The 19855-nt window shown below is 68.6% G+C and carries 20 protein-coding genes and 1 pseudogene; 8 read left to right on the top strand and 13 right to left on the bottom strand.

What is annotated here, in order from left to right:
* Nucleotides 1-9 precede the first annotated feature (9 nt).
* Nucleotides 10-879 carry a formate/nitrite transporter family protein gene (locus LEL84_RS07750; protein WP_065631086.1) on the bottom strand — a complete coding sequence of 290 codons (870 nt, stop codon included), beginning with the start codon at nucleotides 877-879 and terminating at the stop codon, nucleotides 10-12.
* 253 nt (nucleotides 880-1132) lie between these two features.
* Between LEL84_RS07750 and cynS the strand changes: the two genes are divergently transcribed.
* A complete protein-coding gene (gene cynS / locus LEL84_RS07755) occupies nucleotides 1133-1585 on the top strand; it encodes a cyanase (RefSeq protein WP_058252560.1) in 453 nt (150 codons plus the stop codon).
* Here cynS and LEL84_RS07760 read toward each other — a convergent pair.
* Nucleotides 1573-3165 (bottom strand): PucR family transcriptional regulator, encoded by a 1593-nt coding sequence (locus tag LEL84_RS07760; protein WP_226513729.1) that lies wholly within the window; start codon nucleotides 3163-3165, stop codon nucleotides 1573-1575. The genes cynS and LEL84_RS07760 overlap by 13 nt on opposite strands.
* Before the next feature lie 88 nt (nucleotides 3166-3253).
* On the opposite strand from LEL84_RS07760, the gene LEL84_RS07765 reads away from it, so the two are divergent.
* Both LEL84_RS07765 and LEL84_RS07770 read left to right on the top strand, forming a co-directional pair.
* Nucleotides 3254-3754 (top strand): nucleoside deaminase, encoded by a 501-nt coding sequence (locus LEL84_RS07765; RefSeq protein ID WP_226513730.1) that lies wholly within the window; start codon nucleotides 3254-3256, stop codon nucleotides 3752-3754.
* Complete coding sequence (locus LEL84_RS07770) at nucleotides 3751-4722, top strand: isopenicillin N synthase family dioxygenase (protein WP_226513731.1); 972 nt, start codon at nucleotides 3751-3753, stop codon at nucleotides 4720-4722. The genes LEL84_RS07765 and LEL84_RS07770 overlap by 4 nt, the downstream gene beginning before the upstream one ends.
* 204 nt (nucleotides 4723-4926) lie before the next feature.
* Here LEL84_RS07770 and LEL84_RS07775 read toward each other — a convergent pair.
* The 3 genes and pseudogenes from LEL84_RS07775 to LEL84_RS07785 form a co-directional block, all read right to left on the bottom strand.
* A pseudogene (locus LEL84_RS07775) lies at nucleotides 4927-5871 on the bottom strand (arabinofuranosidase).
* Nucleotides 5872-6209: 338 nt separating this feature from the next.
* Nucleotides 6210-6761 carry a putative immunity protein gene (locus LEL84_RS07780; RefSeq protein WP_226513732.1) on the bottom strand — a complete coding sequence of 184 codons (552 nt, stop codon included), beginning with the start codon at nucleotides 6759-6761 and terminating at the stop codon, nucleotides 6210-6212.
* A 23-nt stretch (nucleotides 6762-6784) separates the two neighbouring features.
* Nucleotides 6785-7426 (bottom strand): GNAT family N-acetyltransferase, encoded by a 642-nt coding sequence (locus tag LEL84_RS07785; protein WP_226513733.1) that lies wholly within the window; start codon nucleotides 7424-7426, stop codon nucleotides 6785-6787.
* Between the two features lie 134 nt (nucleotides 7427-7560).
* Here LEL84_RS07785 and LEL84_RS07790 point away from each other — a divergent pair, with 134 nt between their 5' ends.
* Nucleotides 7561-8919: a S1C family serine protease gene (locus LEL84_RS07790; protein WP_065631061.1), complete on the top strand. Its 1359-nt coding sequence runs from the start codon at nucleotides 7561-7563 to the stop codon at nucleotides 8917-8919.
* Nucleotides 8920-8935: 16 nt separating this feature from the next.
* Here LEL84_RS07790 and LEL84_RS07795 read toward each other — a convergent pair whose 3' ends face one another.
* From LEL84_RS07795 to LEL84_RS07815, 5 genes are all read right to left on the bottom strand, one after another.
* On the bottom strand, nucleotides 8936-9373 hold the full coding sequence (locus LEL84_RS07795; protein WP_226513734.1) for a VOC family protein: 438 nt from the start codon (nucleotides 9371-9373) through the stop codon (nucleotides 8936-8938).
* A 135-nt stretch (nucleotides 9374-9508) separates the two neighbouring features.
* A complete protein-coding gene (locus LEL84_RS07800) occupies nucleotides 9509-10000 on the bottom strand; it encodes a peptide-methionine (S)-S-oxide reductase (protein ID WP_226513735.1) in 492 nt (163 codons plus the stop codon).
* 7 nt (nucleotides 10001-10007) lie between these two features.
* Nucleotides 10008-11087 carry a redox-regulated ATPase YchF gene (gene ychF, locus LEL84_RS07805; RefSeq protein WP_065631064.1) on the bottom strand — a complete coding sequence of 360 codons (1080 nt, stop codon included), beginning with the start codon at nucleotides 11085-11087 and terminating at the stop codon, nucleotides 10008-10010.
* Nucleotides 11088-11144: 57 nt separating this feature from the next.
* Nucleotides 11145-12443, bottom strand: a complete 1299-nt coding sequence (locus LEL84_RS07810; protein ID WP_065631088.1) for an AI-2E family transporter — start codon at nucleotides 12441-12443, stop codon at nucleotides 11145-11147.
* Between the two features lie 84 nt (nucleotides 12444-12527).
* A complete protein-coding gene (locus tag LEL84_RS07815) occupies nucleotides 12528-12866 on the bottom strand; it encodes a hypothetical protein (RefSeq protein WP_226513736.1) in 339 nt (112 codons plus the stop codon).
* Between the two features lie 118 nt (nucleotides 12867-12984).
* On the opposite strand from LEL84_RS07815, the gene LEL84_RS07820 reads away from it, so the two are divergent.
* From LEL84_RS07820 to LEL84_RS07835, 4 genes are all read left to right on the top strand, one after another.
* Nucleotides 12985-14538: a DNA-3-methyladenine glycosylase 2 family protein gene (locus tag LEL84_RS07820; RefSeq protein WP_137810922.1), complete on the top strand. Its 1554-nt coding sequence runs from the start codon at nucleotides 12985-12987 to the stop codon at nucleotides 14536-14538.
* An 83-nt stretch (nucleotides 14539-14621) separates the two neighbouring features.
* On the top strand, nucleotides 14622-15248 hold the full coding sequence (locus LEL84_RS07825; RefSeq protein ID WP_065631066.1) for a methylated-DNA--[protein]-cysteine S-methyltransferase: 627 nt from the start codon (nucleotides 14622-14624) through the stop codon (nucleotides 15246-15248).
* 57 nt (nucleotides 15249-15305) lie between these two features.
* Nucleotides 15306-16559 (top strand): DNA recombination protein RmuC, encoded by a 1254-nt coding sequence (locus LEL84_RS07830; protein WP_065631090.1) that lies wholly within the window; start codon nucleotides 15306-15308, stop codon nucleotides 16557-16559.
* A 4-nt stretch (nucleotides 16560-16563) separates the two neighbouring features.
* Entirely contained in the window at nucleotides 16564-17463 is a 900-nt protein-coding gene (locus LEL84_RS07835) for a DUF6542 domain-containing protein (RefSeq protein ID WP_137810923.1), read from the top strand.
* Between the two features lie 3 nt (nucleotides 17464-17466).
* Here the strand turns inward: LEL84_RS07835 and LEL84_RS07840 are convergent, their stop codons facing one another.
* From LEL84_RS07840 to LEL84_RS07850, 3 genes are read right to left on the bottom strand one after another with little or no spacing between them, the layout of a single operon-like run.
* Complete coding sequence (locus LEL84_RS07840; protein WP_137810924.1) at nucleotides 17467-18051, bottom strand: nucleosidase; 585 nt, start codon at nucleotides 18049-18051, stop codon at nucleotides 17467-17469.
* Nucleotides 18052-18071: 20 nt separating this feature from the next.
* Nucleotides 18072-18869: a fructosamine kinase family protein gene (locus LEL84_RS07845; RefSeq protein WP_137810925.1), complete on the bottom strand. Its 798-nt coding sequence runs from the start codon at nucleotides 18867-18869 to the stop codon at nucleotides 18072-18074.
* Nucleotides 18866-19789, bottom strand: coding sequence for an SDR family oxidoreductase (locus LEL84_RS07850; RefSeq protein WP_065631070.1), 924 nt, complete (start codon nucleotides 19787-19789; stop codon nucleotides 18866-18868). The genes LEL84_RS07845 and LEL84_RS07850 overlap by 4 nt, the downstream gene beginning before the upstream one ends.
* Nucleotides 19790-19855: the final 66 nt, after the last annotated feature.

Genomic DNA, 19855 nt, shown 5'->3' on the forward strand with positions numbered 1-19855 from the left:
GCGTCGGGACTAAGCGGTCGTCGTACGGACCGGCGCGGCCACGTCGACCTCGGTCGTCGCGTCGTGGGCGGGGGGTCGACGATCCGGAGCGGTCCGTACATGGGTGAAGTACAGCGTCAGACCGACGAAGGTGAGTCCGCCGACGAGATTGCCGATCACCGTGGGGATCTCGTTCCAGACGAGGTAGTCGGCGATCGAGAAGTCACCGCCGAGCATGAGACCCGAGGGGAAGAGGAACATGTTGACGATCGAGTGCTCGAAGCCCATGTAGAAGAACAGCATGATCGGCATCCACATCCCGATCACCTTGCCGGGCAGGGATGTCGACATCATCGCGGCGACGACACCGGTGGACACCATCCAGTTGCACAGCACGCCGCGGATGAACAGCGTCAGCATGCCGGCCGCCCCGTGCTCGGCGTAACCGACGGTACGGCTGTGGCCGATCTCGCCGAGCCGCTGTCCCACCTCGTCGGGTGCGACGCTGAATCCATAGGTCAGGATGACCGCCATCATCACCGCGACCAGGATGGCGCCGAGGAAGTTCCCGAGGAACACCAGACCCCAGTTGCGCAGCATCGACCGGACCGTGACTCCTCGTCGCTTGTCGAGCAGTGCGAGTGGCACCAGCGTGAACACACCGGTGAGCAGGTCGAATCCCATCAGGTAGAGCAGGATGAAGCCGACCGGGAACAACAGCGCCCCCAGCAGCGGCTGGCCGGTCTGCACGGTGACGGTCACCGCGAAGGCCGCGGCCAGAGCCAGGATCGCGCCGGCCATGAACGCCCTGATCAGGGTGTCGCGGGTGGACATGAACGCCTTGGACTCGCCGGCGTCGACCATCTTCACCGCGAATTCGGACGGTTTCACATAGGACATGTGGTTCTCCTCGAACTCCTCAGTTGATGCGCCCATGGAACCGAGGCCACATGTCCGTTCGGTGTCATCGACGAGTCTCCCTGTTACACCGCCCTCACTCGGTCCAGGTCGCGGTGTGAAGTTCTGGTGTCGCCGCGGTCTGCGGTGGGCGTGTCGATCGTGTGAACACTGCCGAAAGTCGCTGACTCGACTTGGCATCGTGCCCGCCGATGGGCAATGTGGGTGTGGTCCAACACTATCGATGGAGATGACGATGACCACCCCGATCATGCCGAAAACCGATGCCGCAGAGCTGATCAACGCCGCGCGGATTCGCCAGGGACTGACGTGGGCGACAATTGCCGAGAAGATCGACGCCCCGTTGGTCTGGACCGTCGCTGCGCTGCTGGGCAAACATCCGGTCCCGGCCACGAAGGCCACCGCCGTGGTGGAACTGCTCGGCCTCGGCGAGGGCGTCGCCGAGAGTCTGCGGCAACAGCCGACGCGTACACCCGACGAGGCGGCGACGAGCGACCCCACCATCTACCGCTTCTACGAGGCGCTCGACGTCTACGGGCCCGCGCTGAAGGCACTCATCCACGAGGAGTTCGGCGACGGCATCATGAGCGCCATCAACTTCAACATCGACATCCGACGCCGGCCCGACCCGAACGGCGACCGCGTGGTCGTGACCTTCGACGGGAAGTTCCTCGACTACAACTGGTGAGCCACCTGGTGAACCTCGCGGGTCACCGAACGCAGGGCCAGCATCGTCGACGCGTAGACGGCCGGGTCGGTGGGGTCGAAACCGAGCACAGTCCGGATCCGTTCGAGCCGCTGATAGAGGCTCTGCCTGCCGATGTGGAGCGCCGCAGCCGACCGCGTCGCGCTGCAGCCGTGCGCCAGGAGCACCGCCAGGGTCCGGACGAGGTCCGACGAGGAGCGTCCATCGGCCGCGACGAGTGGTTCCACCAGGGACCGCAGCTCCGTCCGAAGAGCGGGATCCAGCGCACCGATCGCCTCGTCGACGAGGAGTTCGCGCGAGGTGAACACCCGTCGTCCCGCCTCGAGACCCGCGGCGGTGGACGCCGCGAGCCCAAGTTGTCGCCCGCATCGACGCAGTGAGGCGGAGAGGGCGGACGCCACATCGGCGCCGGGCCCGACATCGTCGATGACACAGGGGTTTCCGACGACGACCGTGGTGCGTCCGATTCGGTTGCCCTGCCGTGTCAACGAGGACGCCACCCGGTCGACCGGGTCGGTGGCGCCCTCTCCTCCCCCGGCCGGCACCGCGGCCAGTGCGTAGACCGTGGCGTCGACGATGCTGCGTGCCACCGAATCCAGCTCGGCGCCGGCGACCGCGGCATCGGCCATCCGCGGGTCGGGGGCCTCCGCCGCAAGGGGCACCACCACGGTGGGCGCCCCCACGGACACCCCCGCGGCGGCCAGGCGTGCCCGCAGATCCGCGGGTCGCATCGGTCCGGCGTCGACCAGGTCTTCGACGAGCCGCGCGGCCAGGGCCGAACCCCGGACCCCGGTCCGGGTCAGGCCGACCGCCACCGGACCGGCGGCCGCACGCAACAGACTCTGCGCGAACGGGACCGGGCCGTCGTCGGTGCGCTCGCCCACGATCAGCCGGGCGATCGGACGTCCCTTGCTGTGGACCGTGGCGTCCGATACGGCCCGGTCGACGACCCGCCACGCCGCCGAGTCGTCGTCGACGCCGTGCGCGGACAGCAGCGCCCCGGATGTGGACACGAGAACGACAGGCGCATGCAGGGTTTCGGCCACATGGCCGAGCATGGGCGCGACCCCGGCACCGGCCGCCAGGTCGTCGTGGAGTGACTCCACGAGAGTCGAGCGGACTCGTAACTCGTCGACCTCGCGGGCGGCGATCGCGGTGTTGACCGCTCGGCACACGTCAATGAAGGGGACCACCGCCCGGAGTTCGATGATCGGCAGCCGGACCGCCGATCCCGCCCGCACCATCTCCTCGGGTACCGCCTCGAACGTCCGACCCACTTCGATCGCGACCGCCGCGACCCCGCGCTGCGACAGGTCCTGCACATAGTGCTTGCGGGTGCCGGCATCGAGTCCGCGCAGACCGAGCCCCGTCGTGAGCAGCAACTCGCCGCCGGTGAGCAGCGGCCCGATCTCGTAGATCTCGCTCGAATGCACCCACCGCACGGGTGCGTCGAGACGTTCGTGGCCGCTCAGAACCCGCGGCTCGGCGACCGCCAGGTGGTCGTCGAGGATCTCCCGAAGCGTCGGGGTGGCGGTATCCGTCGGGGGTCGATCGAGCGTCATGGACGAAGACAATATGCACCGGCGGCCTCGGCCGCAGTACGACGATCTGTCAGTTGTCACCGTCGGAGCCACCCGGCACTCTCGAAGCATGACGATCTCGCTGCCCGGCCATGCCGGTCTCGACGTGTCCGGGATGCTCGACGTCGCCTACCGGGAGGCATGGACGAGCCTCGACGAGGGCGGCATCCCGATCGGCGCGGCCCTCTTCGCGGCCGACGGCACGCTGCTCGGCGCGGGCCACAATCGGCGCGTGCAGGCCGACGATCCGTCGGCGCACGGCGAGACCGATGCATTCCGCGCCGCGGGGCGGCAACGGGATTACGGGCCGACGATCATGGTGACGACCCTGTCGCCGTGCTGGTACTGCTCCGGCCTCATCCGCCAGTTCGGCATCGGCACGGTCGTCATCGGCGAACACACCTCGTTCCACGGCGGAGAGGACTGGTTGCGTGAGCACGGCGTCGAGGTCATCGTGCTCGACGACGAGCGGTGCGCAGAGATGATGTCGTCGTACATCGCGGCCAATCCCGCGGTGTGGAACGAGGACATCGGGGTCGCCCCGGCCGACGAGAACGTGGAGATGTCATGACCGACAGCCCGGTACTCACCGTCGACTTTCGGGAGTGGCAGTCCGGAGGTGCTGCCGCGCAACGGGTCTGCGCCGCTGTCGATGAATCCCTGCAGCAGGCCGGGTTCCTGCTCGTCACGGGGCACGGACTCGATCCCGAGTTGCCGAGCTCCCTTCGCGCGGCGGCCCGTCGGTTCTTCGCGCTCCCGGCCGACGTCAAGAGCCGGTACTCCGCCGGTGTCGGCGGCCGCGGTTGGATCGGTCCCGGCAAGGAGGCCAACGGTTTCGCCGAGGGCACCGAGACCCCGCCGGACCTGAAGGAATCGTTCACCTCCGGTGCGCAGACGCCGGTGGGCATACCCGAGATCGACGGGTACTGGTTCGCCCCCGACGTGTGGCCGACGGAAACGCCCGAACTCCGAGAACTGTTCACCGCGTGGACGTCTCAGATGCGGCGGCTGTCCGACGACCTGCTGGCGCTGATGGCCGCCGCACTCGGCCTCGTCGGCTCGGACAATCCGTTCCGCGACCTCGCGTCGAAGCCGACGTGGTCGTCCAACATCAACCACTACCCGCCGCTGCACGACGTCGGAACCCCCGAACCCGGCCAGTTCCGCATCGGACCGCACACCGACTTCGGCACCGTCACCATCCTCGACCGCGAACCCGGCGCCGGCGGATTACAGGTCTACAGCGAGCAATCGGGGTGGGCCGACGCACCGTGGAACCCCGACGCCCTGACCGTCAACATCGGGGACATCCTCGAGTACTGGTCGGCCGGGCGCTGGCCCGCGGGCCGGCACCGCGTCCTGCCACCGCAACCCGACGCACCCGCCGAGGATCTCGTCTCGCTGATCTTCTTCTACGAACTCGATCACGACGCCCTCGTCTCCCCCGTCGCCCCACCCGTGGGCCGCCGCGCCGGACTCGAACCGGTGGTGTCCGGGGACTTCATCCGACAGCGCCTCGACGCCATCACCGTCGGCTGAGACCTGGCCCTCCACTAATTCGAATGAAACGCATAACCCCCTGCTCGCTTCGCTCGCACCTCAGCCGGCGGCCGGCCGGGGGAAAATTCCATCCCCGTGAGCAGGATCGAAGGGCAATATTCCCTTCGATCCTGTTGAGCGGGACGCGAATCGCGCTTAGCGCCATACCCCGCCTGCAAAGCGGTGCGTGCGGACCCGTCGCCGTCAGGCGCGCTCGCGCATCACGCCCACGTGGCGGACCGTCCCGGAGATGCCCGGGATCTGTTTCACCGGCGACCAGGTGCGCATCCCATCGGTGCTGTCGGAGTCGAGGTATCGGCCGTTCCGGTAGGCGTCGAGGTACATCCGCCAGGCGCCGTTCGGTAGCTGGACGACGGCGGGACCCTCGACGAGACGACCCCAGTTGCCCGGCGGCACGAACCGGTAGGGCCCGAACAGCGAGCCCGAGACCGCGTGCTCGATGAACTTTCGCGTCTCGTTCTTGGTGAATGCATGATAGGTCGGCCCGACCTTGATGACCGTGGTGTCGATGTGGTCGGCGCCGATGCTCAACAGCGGCACGGGCGGACTCCACATCCGCAGCCCGGGATCGAGCGCCGTCATCACGTACGGGACGAAACCACCACCGGTCTACATCGACAGGATCACGTTGACCCGGCCACCCTCCACGAACCATTCGGGCGCCCAGGCCTTGGTCGTGAACGGCGACAACGACGGACCGTCACTCGAACCCGCCGACCCGGACGAGCCGGACGAACCTGATCCGCTCGAGCCGAATCCCTTGCCGTCACCGGTCCCCGGCAGGAACGCACAGCACAGCGGCACCGGCCAGTTGTACAGGAAGTTCCAGTTCACGCGGTCGCGGCTGCGGGCGAACCCGATACTCGCCCCGTCGGCGGTCGTGTACGTCACGTAATACCAGCCGTCGGTGTGCCGGAAGATGCTCGCATCGCGGACGTACCCCGTCGGCGGCCGGTACGCGGACCTGCGCACCAGGGTGTACTCGAGGCCGTCTGAGGACTCGTACACGTCCATGTCGCGCGCACTCGCATTGCTGAACGCGACCATCGTGTACCGCCAACCCGAGGGCGCGGCGGCACTGCTCGCCGGCGTCGGGACGAGAAGCCCGGCCACCGCGAGCAGGACCACGATGGCCGCGGCGAGCACGGTTCGTCTGGAAGGAGTCACCGATGCAGTATCGACGACGAACGGCGCACGATGTGCACTTTCACCCGGAAGGTCGTACCCCTAGCTGCCGTTGGCGTAGAGCGCCAGGAGCGGACCGATGAAGGCGAACAACATGGTGAGACCGAGTTCAGACGAGGACACTGGAGACCTTTCGACATGTGCCAACTGGATGGCCGTTGAGCCCGACTGCGCGCATCGGCCAGGCAACACAATGTCATGCGACATGTCGTTTGTCAGGCGAATGATCAACAAAACCGTTCCTGCACAGGGGATTTGACGTGACCGAGCGGCCATTCGTCTCAGTCGGGCGTCCCAGTCGTCCGTCTGCCCGACGCCCGCAACCGGCTGTCGAGTTCGGCCATCAGGCGGGCCGCCCGCGATGCGCCGACCCCCGGTTCCGGGTACCGACACAGCACATCGATGAGCTCGGGTGGTGTCCGGTTGCACACGGCCGCGATCATCTCGTTCCCCACCGTCGGGTCTCCGCCGCTGTCGAGTTCGGCGATGTATACCCGGTTCACCGCGGCCCGCAGGATGTGACCGACCTGGTGCGCTTTCGCGATCGGATGCAGATATGCCGCCGCCGCTGCGTCGCCCGCGGCTTGGGCGGCCAGTCGAGCGGTCTCCGACTGCGCGTCCTTCGCGGCCCGATGCGCTGCGAAGGCCGCCGTCCGCTGTCGCGTCGATCTGCGTGCGCCGGCGGCGAATTCCCGGGCCGCCTCGATGGCCGCGCGGGGACGCGGGTCGTCGGGCCGCGTTCGCTCGAAGACCGGCAGCACTTCTTCGGCCCACTCGGTCGCACAACGCACGACGACCCGCAAGTCGTCATCGGTCAACTCGAAGTCTGCCATCGGCCGAAACGCTAGCAGTGTCCTCACACGGTCGCCGACAACCCGCCGCCATCCGGATCGCGGAGCATCGAATGGACGACGAGGCCCGTGTCGACCGGAGTCGTTGCGGTGACGACGAACCCGCGACGTCCGTAGATCATCACATTGCGATCGTCGGAGGTCTCGAGCGCGACGCACGCCTCCGGAGGAGGAGTCCTGTCGTCGACCGCGGCGAGTCCGGCGCGGACCAGCGCGCTTCCCAGCCCCTTGCCCTGGCGGTCCGGGTGGACTCCGAGTGTCGCCAGGTTCCATGCGCCTGCCGGGTGCGCAGGGGTCTCGGCCCGGGCGACCGCGGCCAGCCGATCGCCGTGCAGGGCGGCCGCTTCGGCCTGAAACTGTCCATCCGGCTCCGGCACATCCGGGGGCAGCAGGGCGATCACGCCGCACCGGTCCGTGGTGACCAGCACGACACCGTGGTCGAAGGCGTATCCCAGATACATCCGTTGTAGTCGGTGCAACCGTTCCCGATAGCCGTCCTCGGGAATGGACCATCGAGTCCAGGGATAGGCGTCGAAAGCGGCGGCGAGAGTGCCGGCGGCATCGTCGAGATCCGCGATGATCGCGTGGTCGATGGAAATGTCACTGTCCTCGAGGGTTGAGTCGGATGCGGGTGGTCGGCGGGTCACATTACCGCGGAACCACATTCGGTCGACACTGATATCTCGTGGCGCGGGAAATCCGCAGTGGACAGGTCAGAGACACCTGAGAGTCCGCGTCGAGCTTGTCAGCAAATCCGCAGGATTTCCGTAGCCCTGTTCACATGAGGCGCAGGCATCGTGGTGCCGTGAACACGCCCCAGACCCCCATGCCCGACGACGACCACGACCCGATCACCGAACCCTTTGCGCCGCCGCGCGGACCGGTGCCGCCGCCCGGGCCCTGGGCGATGAACCCGCAGGCCACCCCGCCGCCATTCGTCTCACCCCCGCCGCCTCCTCCGGTCGCGCGGCAGCGGGCCGGCGTGACGAAGCCGATCATCGTCACCGCGCTCCTCGCGGGACTGCTCGGCGGCGCCGTCGGCATGGGAGGCAGTTCGCTGCTCGGGCACGACGCCGCGTCGGTACCGATCCTCAACTCGCAACCGGCCGCCGCGGCCAACGCCGCCGACGCGCAACCCGGTTCGGTGACGTATGCCGCGAGCGTGGCGTCGAAGTCGACGGCCGACATCAAGGTCCAGACCGCGAACGGCACGGCGGTGGGCAGCGGTATCGTCCTCTCCCCCGACGGTTACGTCCTGACGAACCACCACGTCGTCGCCGGGGCCGGCTCCGGCAGCACGATCGTCGTCACCACCGGCGACGGGCATCAGCACAACGCCACCGTCACCGGGAACGCCCCGTCGTACGATCTCGCGGTCATCAAGCTCGAGGGTGCGTCGGGATTGACCCCGGCGGCACTCGGTGATTCGGATGCGCTGAAGGTCGGCCAGCAGGTGGTCGCCGTCGGCAGCCCGGACAGCCTGACCAACACGGTGACGTCCGGCATCGTCAGCGCGCTGTCGCGGACGGTGACCGCCGGCGACACCAGTGGTTCGTCGCTCACCGTGTACAACGGTCTGCAGACCGACACCCCCATCAACCCCGGCAATTCCGGTGGGCCACTGGTGAATCTGCAGGGGCAGGTGATCGCGGTCAATTCGGCGGTGGACACCGGCCAGGCCGCGTCCGGTGGACCGCAGTCCTTCGGGTTGGGTTTCGCGATCCCGATCAACACCGCCAAGCGCATCGCCAATCAACTGTTGCAGGACGGTCAGGCCACCAAACCCGTGATGGGAGTGTCGGGTTCACTGTCGGCCGGCGACCGGACCGAGGGCGCGACCGTTTCGTCGGTGCAGCGTGGCGGGCCCGCGGCAGACGCCGGTATCCGGCAGGGCGACGTCATCACCAAGGTCGGTGACACCACCGTCTCCGACTACGCCGACCTCATGGCGCAGATCCTCACCCACGAGCCGGGTGAGACCGTGCCGGTGACCATCGGTTCCGGTTCGGGTGCCCGGACGGTCCAGGTGAAGCTGGGCAGTGCCGTCGACGAGCAGGAGACGACGGTGCCGGAGTCCGGCAGCGGATCGGGCGGTTCCCCGTTGCCGTTCGGCGGCAACCCCTTCGGCCAGAACCCGTGACCCGAGCTGCGTCGGATCAGCCTGGCGAGAGTCGTTGGGCGAGCATGACGAGGATATCGCTGGGCCCGCGCACGTAGGTCAGTTTGTACACGTCCTCGTAGGTGGCGACGCCGCGCACGGGATGGCACCCGTGCCGTGCCGCCACCTGGAGGGCCTCGTCGATGTCGTCGACCGAGAACGCCACCCGGTGCATCCCGATGTCGTTGGGCTGCGTGGGTGGCGTCTCGATGGCCTCGGGATGGATGTACTCGAAGAGTTCGAGCCGCCCGTGACCGTCGGGGGTCTGCAGCATCGCCATCTCCACGTGGTTGCCGTCGAGCCCGACCGCCGTGTCGGCCCACTCCCCGCGGACCGTGTCCCGGCCGATGACGTCGAGACCGAGGTCGGTGAAGAAGGCGATCGCGGCGTCGAGGTCACGCACGGCGATGGCGACGTTCTCGAGTGTGATGGGCATGGAGGTCACGCTAGCAACGATGGGCGACGGCCATGAGCGTGTCGCGAGACCGTGCACGGCCGGCCGGGGATCGTCGGGCACTCGGCGCGGAGGGTTCAGCAATTGGCATCGCTGAGCGATACCCATTGCTGAACGTCAGCCGCGGTACTTGGTCAGCAGCTCCTGCGGAAGGTGGCACGCGCTCTCTGGATACCGTGCGAGCCGATCCTGGTGCTCGTCGGCGCTGCGCACATAGTTCAACAGCGGGAGCACCTCGACGGCGATGCGATCCGCGTCGTCCCGAGCACCGATGAACGCTCGAGCCTGGTCGAGGTGCTCCGGCCGGTCGGAATACACACCGGTGCGGTACTTCTCGCCGACGTCGGGCCCCTGTCGGTTCACGCTGTACGGATCGATGATCTCGAAGAGGTGCGAGACCAACTGGTCGACGCTCACGACAGCCGGATCGAACCGGGTCCGCACGCATTCGGCGTAGCCGTCGTACTCACCGTCGAGGGTATGGCTCGTGCCGTTGGCCCGGCCGGCCTCGGTGAAGGTCACACCCGGCAGCGTCGCGACGAATGCCTGCACACCCCACAGGCAACCGCCCGCGAGGTAGAGCTCCTCGTTCGGCGGCACGGACGTCATCGCTTGTCTAGACGTTGAACCGGAACTCGACGACGTCACCGTCTTTCATGACGTAGTCCTTGCCCTCCATGCGCACCTTGCCGGCGGACTTGGCCGCGGCCATCGAGCCGGCGGCGTCGAGGTCGTCGAACGAGACGATCTCGGCCTTGATGAAGCCCTTTTCGAAGTCGGTGTGGATGACACCGGCCGCCTTGGGCGCGGTGTCGCCCTGGTGGATGGTCCAGGCACGGGATTCCTTGGGGCCGGCCGTGAGGTAGGTCTGCAGGCCCAAGGTGTGAAAACCGGCGCGCGCCAACGAGGTCAGGCCCGGCTCGTCCTGCCCGATCGAGTCGAGCAGCTCCTGGGCGTCCTCCTCGTCGAGTTCGAGGAGTTCGCTCTCGACCTTGGCGTCGAGGAACACAGCGTCGGCGGGTGCGACGGCGGCGCGCAGCTCCGCCTTACGGGCGTCGTCGGTGAGCACACCCTCGTCGGAGTTGAAGACATAGAGGAACGGCTTCGCGGTCATCAGGTGCAGCTCGCGCACCGACGCCAGGTCGAACGAATCCTTCTGCGAGAACAGTGTTTTGCCGGTGTCGAGGATCTCCTGCGCCTTTTTGGCGGCAGCGAGGGTCTCGGCCAGGTCCTTGTTCTTGCGCGCGTCTTTCTCCAGACGCGGGATGGCCTTCTCGAGCGTCTGCATGTCGGCCAGGATCAGCTCAGTCTCGATGACCTCGATGTCGGCGAAGGGATCGACGCGACCGTCGACGTGGACGACGTCACCGTCGTCGAAGACCCGGACCACCTGGCAGATGGCGTCGGCTTCGCGGATGTTGGCGAGGAACTGGTTGCCCATGCCCTCACCTTCCGACGCACCCTTCACGATGCCGGCGATGTCGACGAAGGACACGGTGGCGGGCAGGATCCGCTCGCTGCCGAAGATCTCTGCGAGGCGGCCCAGGCGGCTGTCCGGCAGTTCGACCACGCCGACGTTCGGCTCGATCGTCGCGAACGGGTAGTTCGCCGCGAGGACGTCGTTACGGGTCAGGGCATTGAACAGGGTCGACTTACCGACGTTGGGCAGACCGACGATTCCCAGGGTGAGACTCACGGGCGCCCAGTCTATCGGCAGGCAGCGCGACGCCCGGCGGGGCGTCGGTCCGAGGAGTCAGTCCCGGTCGAGCAACCCCTTCACCGGGTTCGGGGGATCCTTCGGCGGGTCATCGTTCGGAACACCGACCTGGGTCGTCACCGGTGTGTTCGCGGGTGGCAACGACTCGCCGGCCCGCTCGGCGATCTGCTCGTTCAGGTAGCGGAGCACCACGGCGAGCGAGGCCACGGCGGGAACCGCGAGGAACGCGCCGGTGATGCCGAACAACGTGCCGCCCAAGGTCACCGACAGCAGCACGATCACCGCGTGCAGATCCATCGACTTCGACTGCAACCACGGCTGGAGCACGTTCCCCTCGAGTTGCTGCACCGCGAGGATGATGCCCAGCACGATCAGGGCCGTGGTCAGACCGTTGGACACGAGTGCGATCAACACCGCGAGCGCGCCGGCGACGAAGGCACCCACGATCGGGATGAATCCGCCGAGGAAGGTGATGACCACCAGCACAGACGCCAACGGGACGCCCAGGATGAACAGACCGAGACCGATCAGCGCGGCGTCGACGAAACTCACGATCGCCTGTGTGCGGATGAAGCCGCCGAGGCTGTTCCACATGCGGGTCAGCACCTCACCGAGGTGGTTGCCCGAGGGCTTGCCGACGGTGCGGTCGAGCCACGGCACGAACTTCGGACCGTCCTTGAGGAAGAAGAACACGAGCACGAGCGAGGTGAACATCGTGATCAGCAGCGACGTCGCCGTTCCGACGCCGCTGAACACACCGGCCGCGATGGTCGACGCGCTCGACTGCAGTCGGTCGGTGATGGTGCTGACCATGTTGTCGAGCTGCTGGTCGTCGACGTTCAGCGGCGGACCCTGCACCCAGTCCTGCAGACGCTCCACACCATCGGTCGCACGGCTCGCCAGTTCGGGCGCCTGGTCGACGACCGACGGGACGATCAGCCCGATCACACCGGCGAACACACCCAGTCCGATGAGCATCATCAGGAACGACGCCGCGGCGGCCGGCACGCCCTTGTTGCGCATCCACCGCACCGGCGGCCACAGGATCGTGCACGCGATGATGGCCAGGAGGACCGGCAACAGGATCACCCAGAACTTGCCGAGCAACCAGAACAGCACCCACAGCGCGGCGGCCACCAACACGATCTGCGCGCCGACCGTCGCGCACGACCGCAGGCCGGTCATCATCACCTGGAGCCGGGTCGGATACGTCTTCTCACCGCCGCCGAGCACCGCATCGCCGCCGAGGACGGCGTCGGCACCGACCTTGGTGGTGTCTGGTCTTGCGTCGGCGGACGAGTCGTCCGCGCGCTGATCGTCCGAGCTGTCGGTCACCCGAGGATCCTCACACATCGGCATGACAATGCGACATCGACGCGGCGACGGTCGTACGAACATGTGGTCCGTCCGACGACATGATCAGCGGCGGCGGAATTTCCGTCCGAGGTAGCGAACCAGCGAGTTGATGGCCTCGAGTTCAGCGTCGACCTGGTTGAAGACGACCGGGGTGTCGTCGCGCCCGGCTGGCCCGGCGTCCGATCGCGGCGGGGGCTCGGCCGACGACGGAGCGCATCCGGCGGCCGGGGCGACCCGCTCGGTCCGCGCCGTGATGCCGAGCTCGGTTTCCTCGGCGCAGGCACGCCTGATCGTCTCCGGGCCGTAGAGGCCCATCATCATCTCCAGCCCCCACGCGGGGAGTCCGGACAGGGACTGGTCGTCGTGCCGACTTCTGCGGCGGCCATCGAACCGGGTGGTCATGGCGCCATGCTGCCACAGACATGTAACCCAGATCACACTTTTCGTCCGCTCAGTGGGATGCCGTCGCGATGTCCGATTCCCGCCAGACCGGGACGTCGACGGATGACACAGTGGACGGGTGAGCACAGGCACCGCAACAGAACCCGACACCGGGGGTTTCGCGCCGGACTTCGACCGGTGTTATCGCGCAGTGCAGGCCCGCGACGCCCGCTTCGACGGTCAGTTCTTCGTGACGGTCCGCACCACCGGCATCTACTGCCGTCCGTCGTGTCCGGCACAGACCCCCCGGCCCGCCAACGTGGCGTTCGTCCTCACCGCGGCGGCCGCCCAGCAGCAGGGTTTCCGTGCTTGCCGACGCTGCGCACCCGACGCCGTTCCGGGGTCCCCGCTGTGGAACATCAACGCCGACATGGCGGCTCGCGCGATGCGGCTCATCGCCGACGGCGTCGTCGAGCGCGAAGGGGTCGACGGACTCGCGGCGCGTCTGAGGTATTCACCCCGGCACCTCACCCGCGTGCTGACCCGGCATCTCGGAGCCGGGCCGCTCGCGCTCGCCCGAGCAATTCGCGCCACCAACGCCCGCGTGCTCATCCAGTGCACGACGATGCCGATGACCGACGTCGCGTTCGCCGCCGGATTCGCCAGCGTGCGCCAGTTCAACGACACCGTCCGCGCCGTTTTCGGACTCACCCCCACCGAGCTTCGACGCCTGCACAGCCGCAGGAAGGATGCGATCGGCACCGATTCCGCCCCGGGAAGCGTCACCCTGCGCCTGCCGTTCCGCGCGCCCTATCGCTGGCCATGGATGCGCTGGTTCCTGGACGCGCACGCCGTGGCCGGGGTCGAATCCGTCGTCGACGCCCCGGACAGTCCGCACGGCTGGCGTTACCGCCGGGTCCTCGCCCTACCCCACCGAACGGCGTCGGCGGAGGTGGAGCCGCAGGACGACCACGCCGTCGTCGCCCTTCACGGACTGGACATGCGTGACGTGGGGGTCGCGGTCAACCGGATCCGGCGTCTGCTCGACCTCGACGCCGACATCACCGCGGCCGAGGACGCACTGGCCGCCGACGCCACGATGCAGCGGCTGCTGCGCCAGGCGCCGGGCCTCCGTGCGCCCGGCAGCCTCGACCCGGCCGAGACGATCATCCGGACCATGCTCGGTCAGCAGGTGAGTCTCGCCGCCGCGCGCAACCAGGTGAACCGGCTCGTCGAGGCCCTCGGCGAACCGGTCGGCGACGCCTTCGCCACCCCGTCCGAGACGGCGACGACAGTCGACGGTCCGGCGTCGAAGTCCTTCCCGACGCCGGGTGTCATCGCCGCCCGTGGACACGAGGTCCTCCGCGGCCCGCGGCGGCGGATCGATGCCGTGATCGACGTCGCGGCGGCACTCGCCGAAGGTCGGGTGGAACCGCATGTGGGGGTCGATGCGTCTGATCTTCGTGCCCAGCTTCTCGAGTTGCCCGGCATCGGCCCCTGGACCGCCGACATCGTCACGATGCGAGTCACCGGCGATCCCGACGTCCTGCTCACGAACGACCTCGTGGTCGTCCGGGCTGCCGCCGACCTCGGGATCGATCTGCGGGACACGCGGCACTGGGCGCCGTGGCGCTCGTACGCGACCATGCACCTGTGGCGACACCGACTCGACGCCGCCGGACAGGCCGTGTGACGAGCGGTGAGCAGACTCCGATGACCGGCATCTCGTAGCGATCCCTTCTCCGATCACATCCCAGCGATCCGCAAGGAGCGACAATGTCCGCACCGGCCACCACCCCCGCCACCTCCGGGCCCGACACCCCTGAACCGGGGAGTGCCCAATCCATCGGCCACACAACGACAGTCGGCGGCTACGCCACCGTCACCACTCCCAACGGGGCGTTCACCGTCGTCGCCGATCCCGACCACCGGGTCCTGGCGTCGGGGTGGACCGACGATCCCGCCTACCTGACGGCGCTCGTCCACCGCGCGCTACGACCGGAATCGATCCAGCCGTCCGCCGCGCTCGGCACCATCACCGACGCCGTGTCGGCGTACTACGACGGCGATCTCGCCGCGCCGTCGCGGATTCCGGTCGTCCAACGTTCCGGCGGGACCTTCCTCGGTCCGGCCTGGGACGCCCTGCGCCTGGTCGAGGCCGGGAACCCCGTCACCTACACCCGCTTCGCCGAACTGGCCGGTCAGCCGGCGGCGGTCCGGGCCGCGGCAGCCGCCTGCGCGCGCAACGCGGCTGCCCTGTTCGTGCCCTGCCACCGGGTGAAGCGCAGCGACGGAAGCCTCGGCGGTTTCCGCTACGGCCTGCCCACCAAGCAGTGGCTGCTCGACTTCGAGGCCGGCGCGCGGAGCGGCCCGGACGAGCGGAGCGGTTCCGACGACCGATAGTGCCCGTCGCCCGCGGTCCGGCCGAACTTGTCGGGGGTGTCCGACACCATCGACGACATGACTGCTGCCGCCCTCTCGTTCGTCGTCGGCCTCGCCCTGGGGATCGCCCTGGGCTGGTGGGCGCACGCCGCTCGCAGTGCCGCGACCGTGGCGGCGGCTCGCGCCGAGGTGGAGATGCTGCGCGCCGCCCGCGACGACGTCGCGTCCTCGTTGTCGTGGGCCACCGAGGACGCGGCACGCCGGCAGTCGTCGGCGATCGGCAGTTCGGTTGCGCACATCGTCGAGCCGTTGCGCGCCAACCTCGCCCAGCTCGCCGACGAACTGCGCCGGGTCGAGAACAACCGGATCGGCGCGTACGCCGGACTGACCGAGCAGGTGCGCGGGATCCACTCGGCGTCGATCGCGCTCAACGACCAGACCCGCCAGCTCGCCAACGCGTTGCACAGCCCCCACGCCCGCGGCCGATGGGGTGAGGTCCAGCTCGAGCGCGTGGTCGAGCTCGCCGGCATGACCAAGCACTGCGACTTCAGCACCCAGGTGTCGGTCACCGACCCCTCCGATCCGAACGGTTCGGGAAACGGCCGGGGTGCCACGACGCTGCGGCCGGACCTCGTCGTCCACCTCGCCGGCGGCCGCGACATCGTCGTGGACGCCAAGGTGCCCCTCGACGCCTACCTGCGGGCGGCCGAGGCCACCGACACGTCCGTTCGCGACAAACTCATCCGCGAACATGCTCGCGCCCTGCGCGCGCACATCGCACGACTGTCTGCGAAGTCCTACTGGTCCGCCTTCGACAACACACCGGAGATGGTGGTGCTGTTCGTGCCCGGCGACGTCGTCCTGGAAGCCGCCGCCCGCACCGACCCCGATCTCCTCGAGTTCGGCTTCGCACGCAACGTCGTCATCGCCACCCCGACCACCCTCATCGCATTGCTACGGACCGTCGCACTGGGATGGCGTCACGATGCGATGGCTCGCGACGCCGCGGTCATCCATGATCTCGGTCTGCAGCTCCATCAGCGGCTCACCGGGGTGCTCACTCACCTCGGCACCCTCGGCACGTCGCTGCAGCGCACGGTCGACGCCTACAACTCGACGATCGGTTCGGTGGACAGTCGCCTCGGCGTCACCGCACGCCGGCTGGCCGAGCTCGACGCGCTGGGCGATGTCCCGGACGCCCCACGACCACCGGTGATCCACGACACCTGCCGCCCGGCGGGGCCGACCGCCCGGCCTGGGACGGCGCCGGAGGCGGCATCGACGCCCCGGTCCGGGGGTGAAACGATTTCTGTCGAGGACCCGGTACCGTGACCATGTGCCTTCCCCGCAACGTCTCCAAACCGCGGTACCACTGGACCAGCAGTCGGTACTGCCCGCGGTCCGCGGTGTGCCGTGGTGGGGCGCCGTTCTCCTGGCCACCGGGATCACGGGCCTCGGTGCGGCCATCGACGCCGGCAGCAACGATTCGCTGGGGTCGATCTACAAGTTCTGCTACCTCGTCGGATGTGTGATCGCCGCGCTGGCGGTGCGTCGTCGTGCCCTGTTCACCGCCGCCGCGCAGCCCCCGCTCATCGCCTTCTTCGTCAGCATCGTCACGCTGTACGGCCTCAATTCCGAGCAGGCGTCGTCGGGGCTGAAGAGCCTCGTCTTCAATGTCCTGCTCCCCATCGCGGCGGACTTCCCCTGGATGTTGACGACGTTCCTCGTGACCCTGGGGATCGTGCTCGCCCGATGGTTCCTGACCCGCGAGGCCGCCGAGCCGGCGAAACGCCGGGCCCCGAGTCGCGACAAGGCGGGCCGGACGCCCCCGAGCAGGTCCGCGGCCGGGAGCGGCGACGCCGACCGGCCCTCGGGCCGCGCGGCAACGCATCGTCGCGCCAAGGGAGCCGGTTCGTCCGGAACCGCCACCGAGCCCCCGTCGGCGTCTCCCGAGAAGAACCGATCGGCAGCGCAGTCCTCCTCGACCAAGGCCGCGCCGGGATCGCGGGCGAAACCGCGTTCGACCGGCGCTCCGGACCGGCCGTCCGCGACGTCCCGCTCGGCGACGAAGGGTTCTCGTACCGCAACGGGCGCACGGCGACCGACGGTCGCCGACCTCGCGGCCCCCGACCTCACGCCGTCGGACGCCACGCCCGCGCCGCGACGCCCGGACATCCCGACGTACGAGTCGGCAACCGACATCCCCCCGGCCGGAGTCGCCGACACGCGGTCCTGAGCCTCAGCTCGCGACGTTGCGTTCCAGCCAACGCCCCAGCCGACGCGCTGCGGCGTCCACGAGCGCGGGCCACTCCATCGCACCCTCGTCCGCGTTGTCGGTGACCGCCTTGATCAGGCGGCAGGGCACGCCGAACTCAGCACTCACGTGGGCGACCGCGCATCCCTCCATGTCGACGAGGTGGGCATGCTGGGCGAGTTCGCGCCGACGAACCGGATCCGCGACGAAGGTGTCCCCGGACGCCAACACCGTTCCGTCGCCGCCGGGTAGCTCCCAGCGGTCGGTCATCTCGTAACCCATCGCCCGTAGTTCGGTGCTGCTGATGTCGTGCTCGAGCACGGCCGACGGGAGGAACAGACCCAACTCGGCGTCGCCGCTCACACCGTCGCGCAGGGCCCCCGCGGTACCGATGTTGATGACCTCGGAGACCGGCGCCCCGCCGGCGAGTTCCCGGCTCAGCGCCATCGTCGCGCGCACCTTGCCGATGCCCGTCACGAGCACCCGCATCCCGGGCGGCACATGTCTGGCCTCGGCCCGCGTCGCCGAGACGACGAGGACACCGGGTCGGGGCAGCGCGTTGTGAGTCACGCCGACGATTATGGCGTGTGTCAGCCGCGGGCGAGCGCGGCGGACGCCCGCGCCGCGCGGCCCAGCGACGAGCCGTATCCGGGTCCGTGGCCGGCCGCGTGCACGGCGAGCGGATGCAGTTGGTGGACGTCGACGCGCTCCTGCCAGCCGGGGACGAGCGGGTGCGCGTCTCGATAGCCGTCGAGGACCGCATCGAGGTGCGGGCACCCGAACAATGCGAGCATCGCCAGATCGGTCTCCCGATGACCGCCGTGCGCAGCCGGGTCGATCATCACCACGCCCCGCGGAGTCCACATCACATTCCCGTTCCAGAGGTCGCCGTGGATGCGTGCCGGCCCCTCGTCGTCGTCGAACACGCCGTCCGCGATCAGGGCACATGCGTCGCGGACCGCGTCCTCGTCCTCGGTCGTGAGGTTCCCGGCCGCGCGTGCCGGGGCCAGATACGGTTCCACCCGTTCCCGGACATAGAACTCACCCCACGACCGGTATTCGACCGAGCTCAACTCTCGGCGACCGATGAACAGCTGACCGGAGAACGGTGTTCCGTCCGCGTCAGCAGGCGGGGAACCGAACTGCGGGGCGCCCCCGTCGTGCATCCGAGCGAGCGCGACCCCGAACTCCCGTGCCGCTCCGGGCGATGGCCGACCGCGTTCGAGACGTTCGAGTTCGATGGCGTCTTCGCTCACCGAGATCACCTGTACGACAGGCGCTCCCGACGCCGACAGCCAGCGCAACCCGGCGGCTTCGGCCGCGAAGAAGTCAGGATGACCGCCCCGCGGGCCGCTCTGGCGCAGCGTCTTGGTGAAGGCGGGACTCACCGGGAGGAATGCTCGTCGGTCGCCGTCGCCTCGAGACTCTTCGCACTCACTCGCGCGAGCCGGTCGAAACGATCGTTGGCGACTCGCATCGCGATCTCATACGGCAGTGCGAACTTTCGCGCCCACCAGTACCCGAACCGGATGTCGAACGAGGTGTAGACCATGAAGCGGTTCTTGCGAATCCCGGTCAGGATCGCCGCCGCCGCCACGTCGGGCGACACCGCGACCTTGTGAAATCCGTTGATGGCGGCCTTGACCCGCGGGTTCTCGCGGTCGATGCCGACGATCTCCACGGAGTCGACCAGTGGCGTGTCCACCCCGCCGGGGCATACCAGGGACACCCCGATCCCGTGACGCCGCAGATCGAATCGAAGAACCTCCGACACGCCCCGCAGCCCGAACTTGCTGGCGCTGTATGCGGCGTGCCAGGGCAGCGCCAGCAGTCCGGCGGCCGAGGAGACGTTCACGATGTGTCCACCGCGCCCCCGTCGGATCATCTGCGGCACAAAGCTTTCGATGATGTGGATCGGCCCCATCAGGTTGACGTCGACCAGCTTCCGCCAGTGCCGGTGTTCGAGATTCTCCACCGTTCCCCACGCCGAGATCCCGGCGATGTTCATCACCACGTCCATGACGCCGACCTCGGCGTCGACCTGGCGGGCGAACCCGGCCACCCAGTCGAAGTCCGAGACGTCCCCGGCCACGTGGTAGAGGACCGTTCCGTCGGCCGCGGTGATGGCCGCGACGACCTCGTCGAGCTGATCCGCGTGCAGGTCGGTGAGCACCAGTTCGGCGCCCCGGGCGGCGGCGGCCTGGGCGGTGGCCCTGCCGATTCCGCTCGCCGCGCCGGTGATGAGGACCTTGCGGCCACGCAGCGACGGCACCGGGGTGTCCATGAACAGCAGCTCTTTGAGACCCATGACGCGAGGTTAGCCGTCCGCCGCGGCGGACCTCAGCCAATCGACGGATCGCCCACGCCGGATCGG

The sequence above is a fragment of the Gordonia sp. WA4-43 genome (assembly GCF_020520305.1).
In the GTDB taxonomy this organism is placed as follows: domain Bacteria; phylum Actinomycetota; class Actinomycetes; order Mycobacteriales; family Mycobacteriaceae; genus Gordonia; species Gordonia hongkongensis.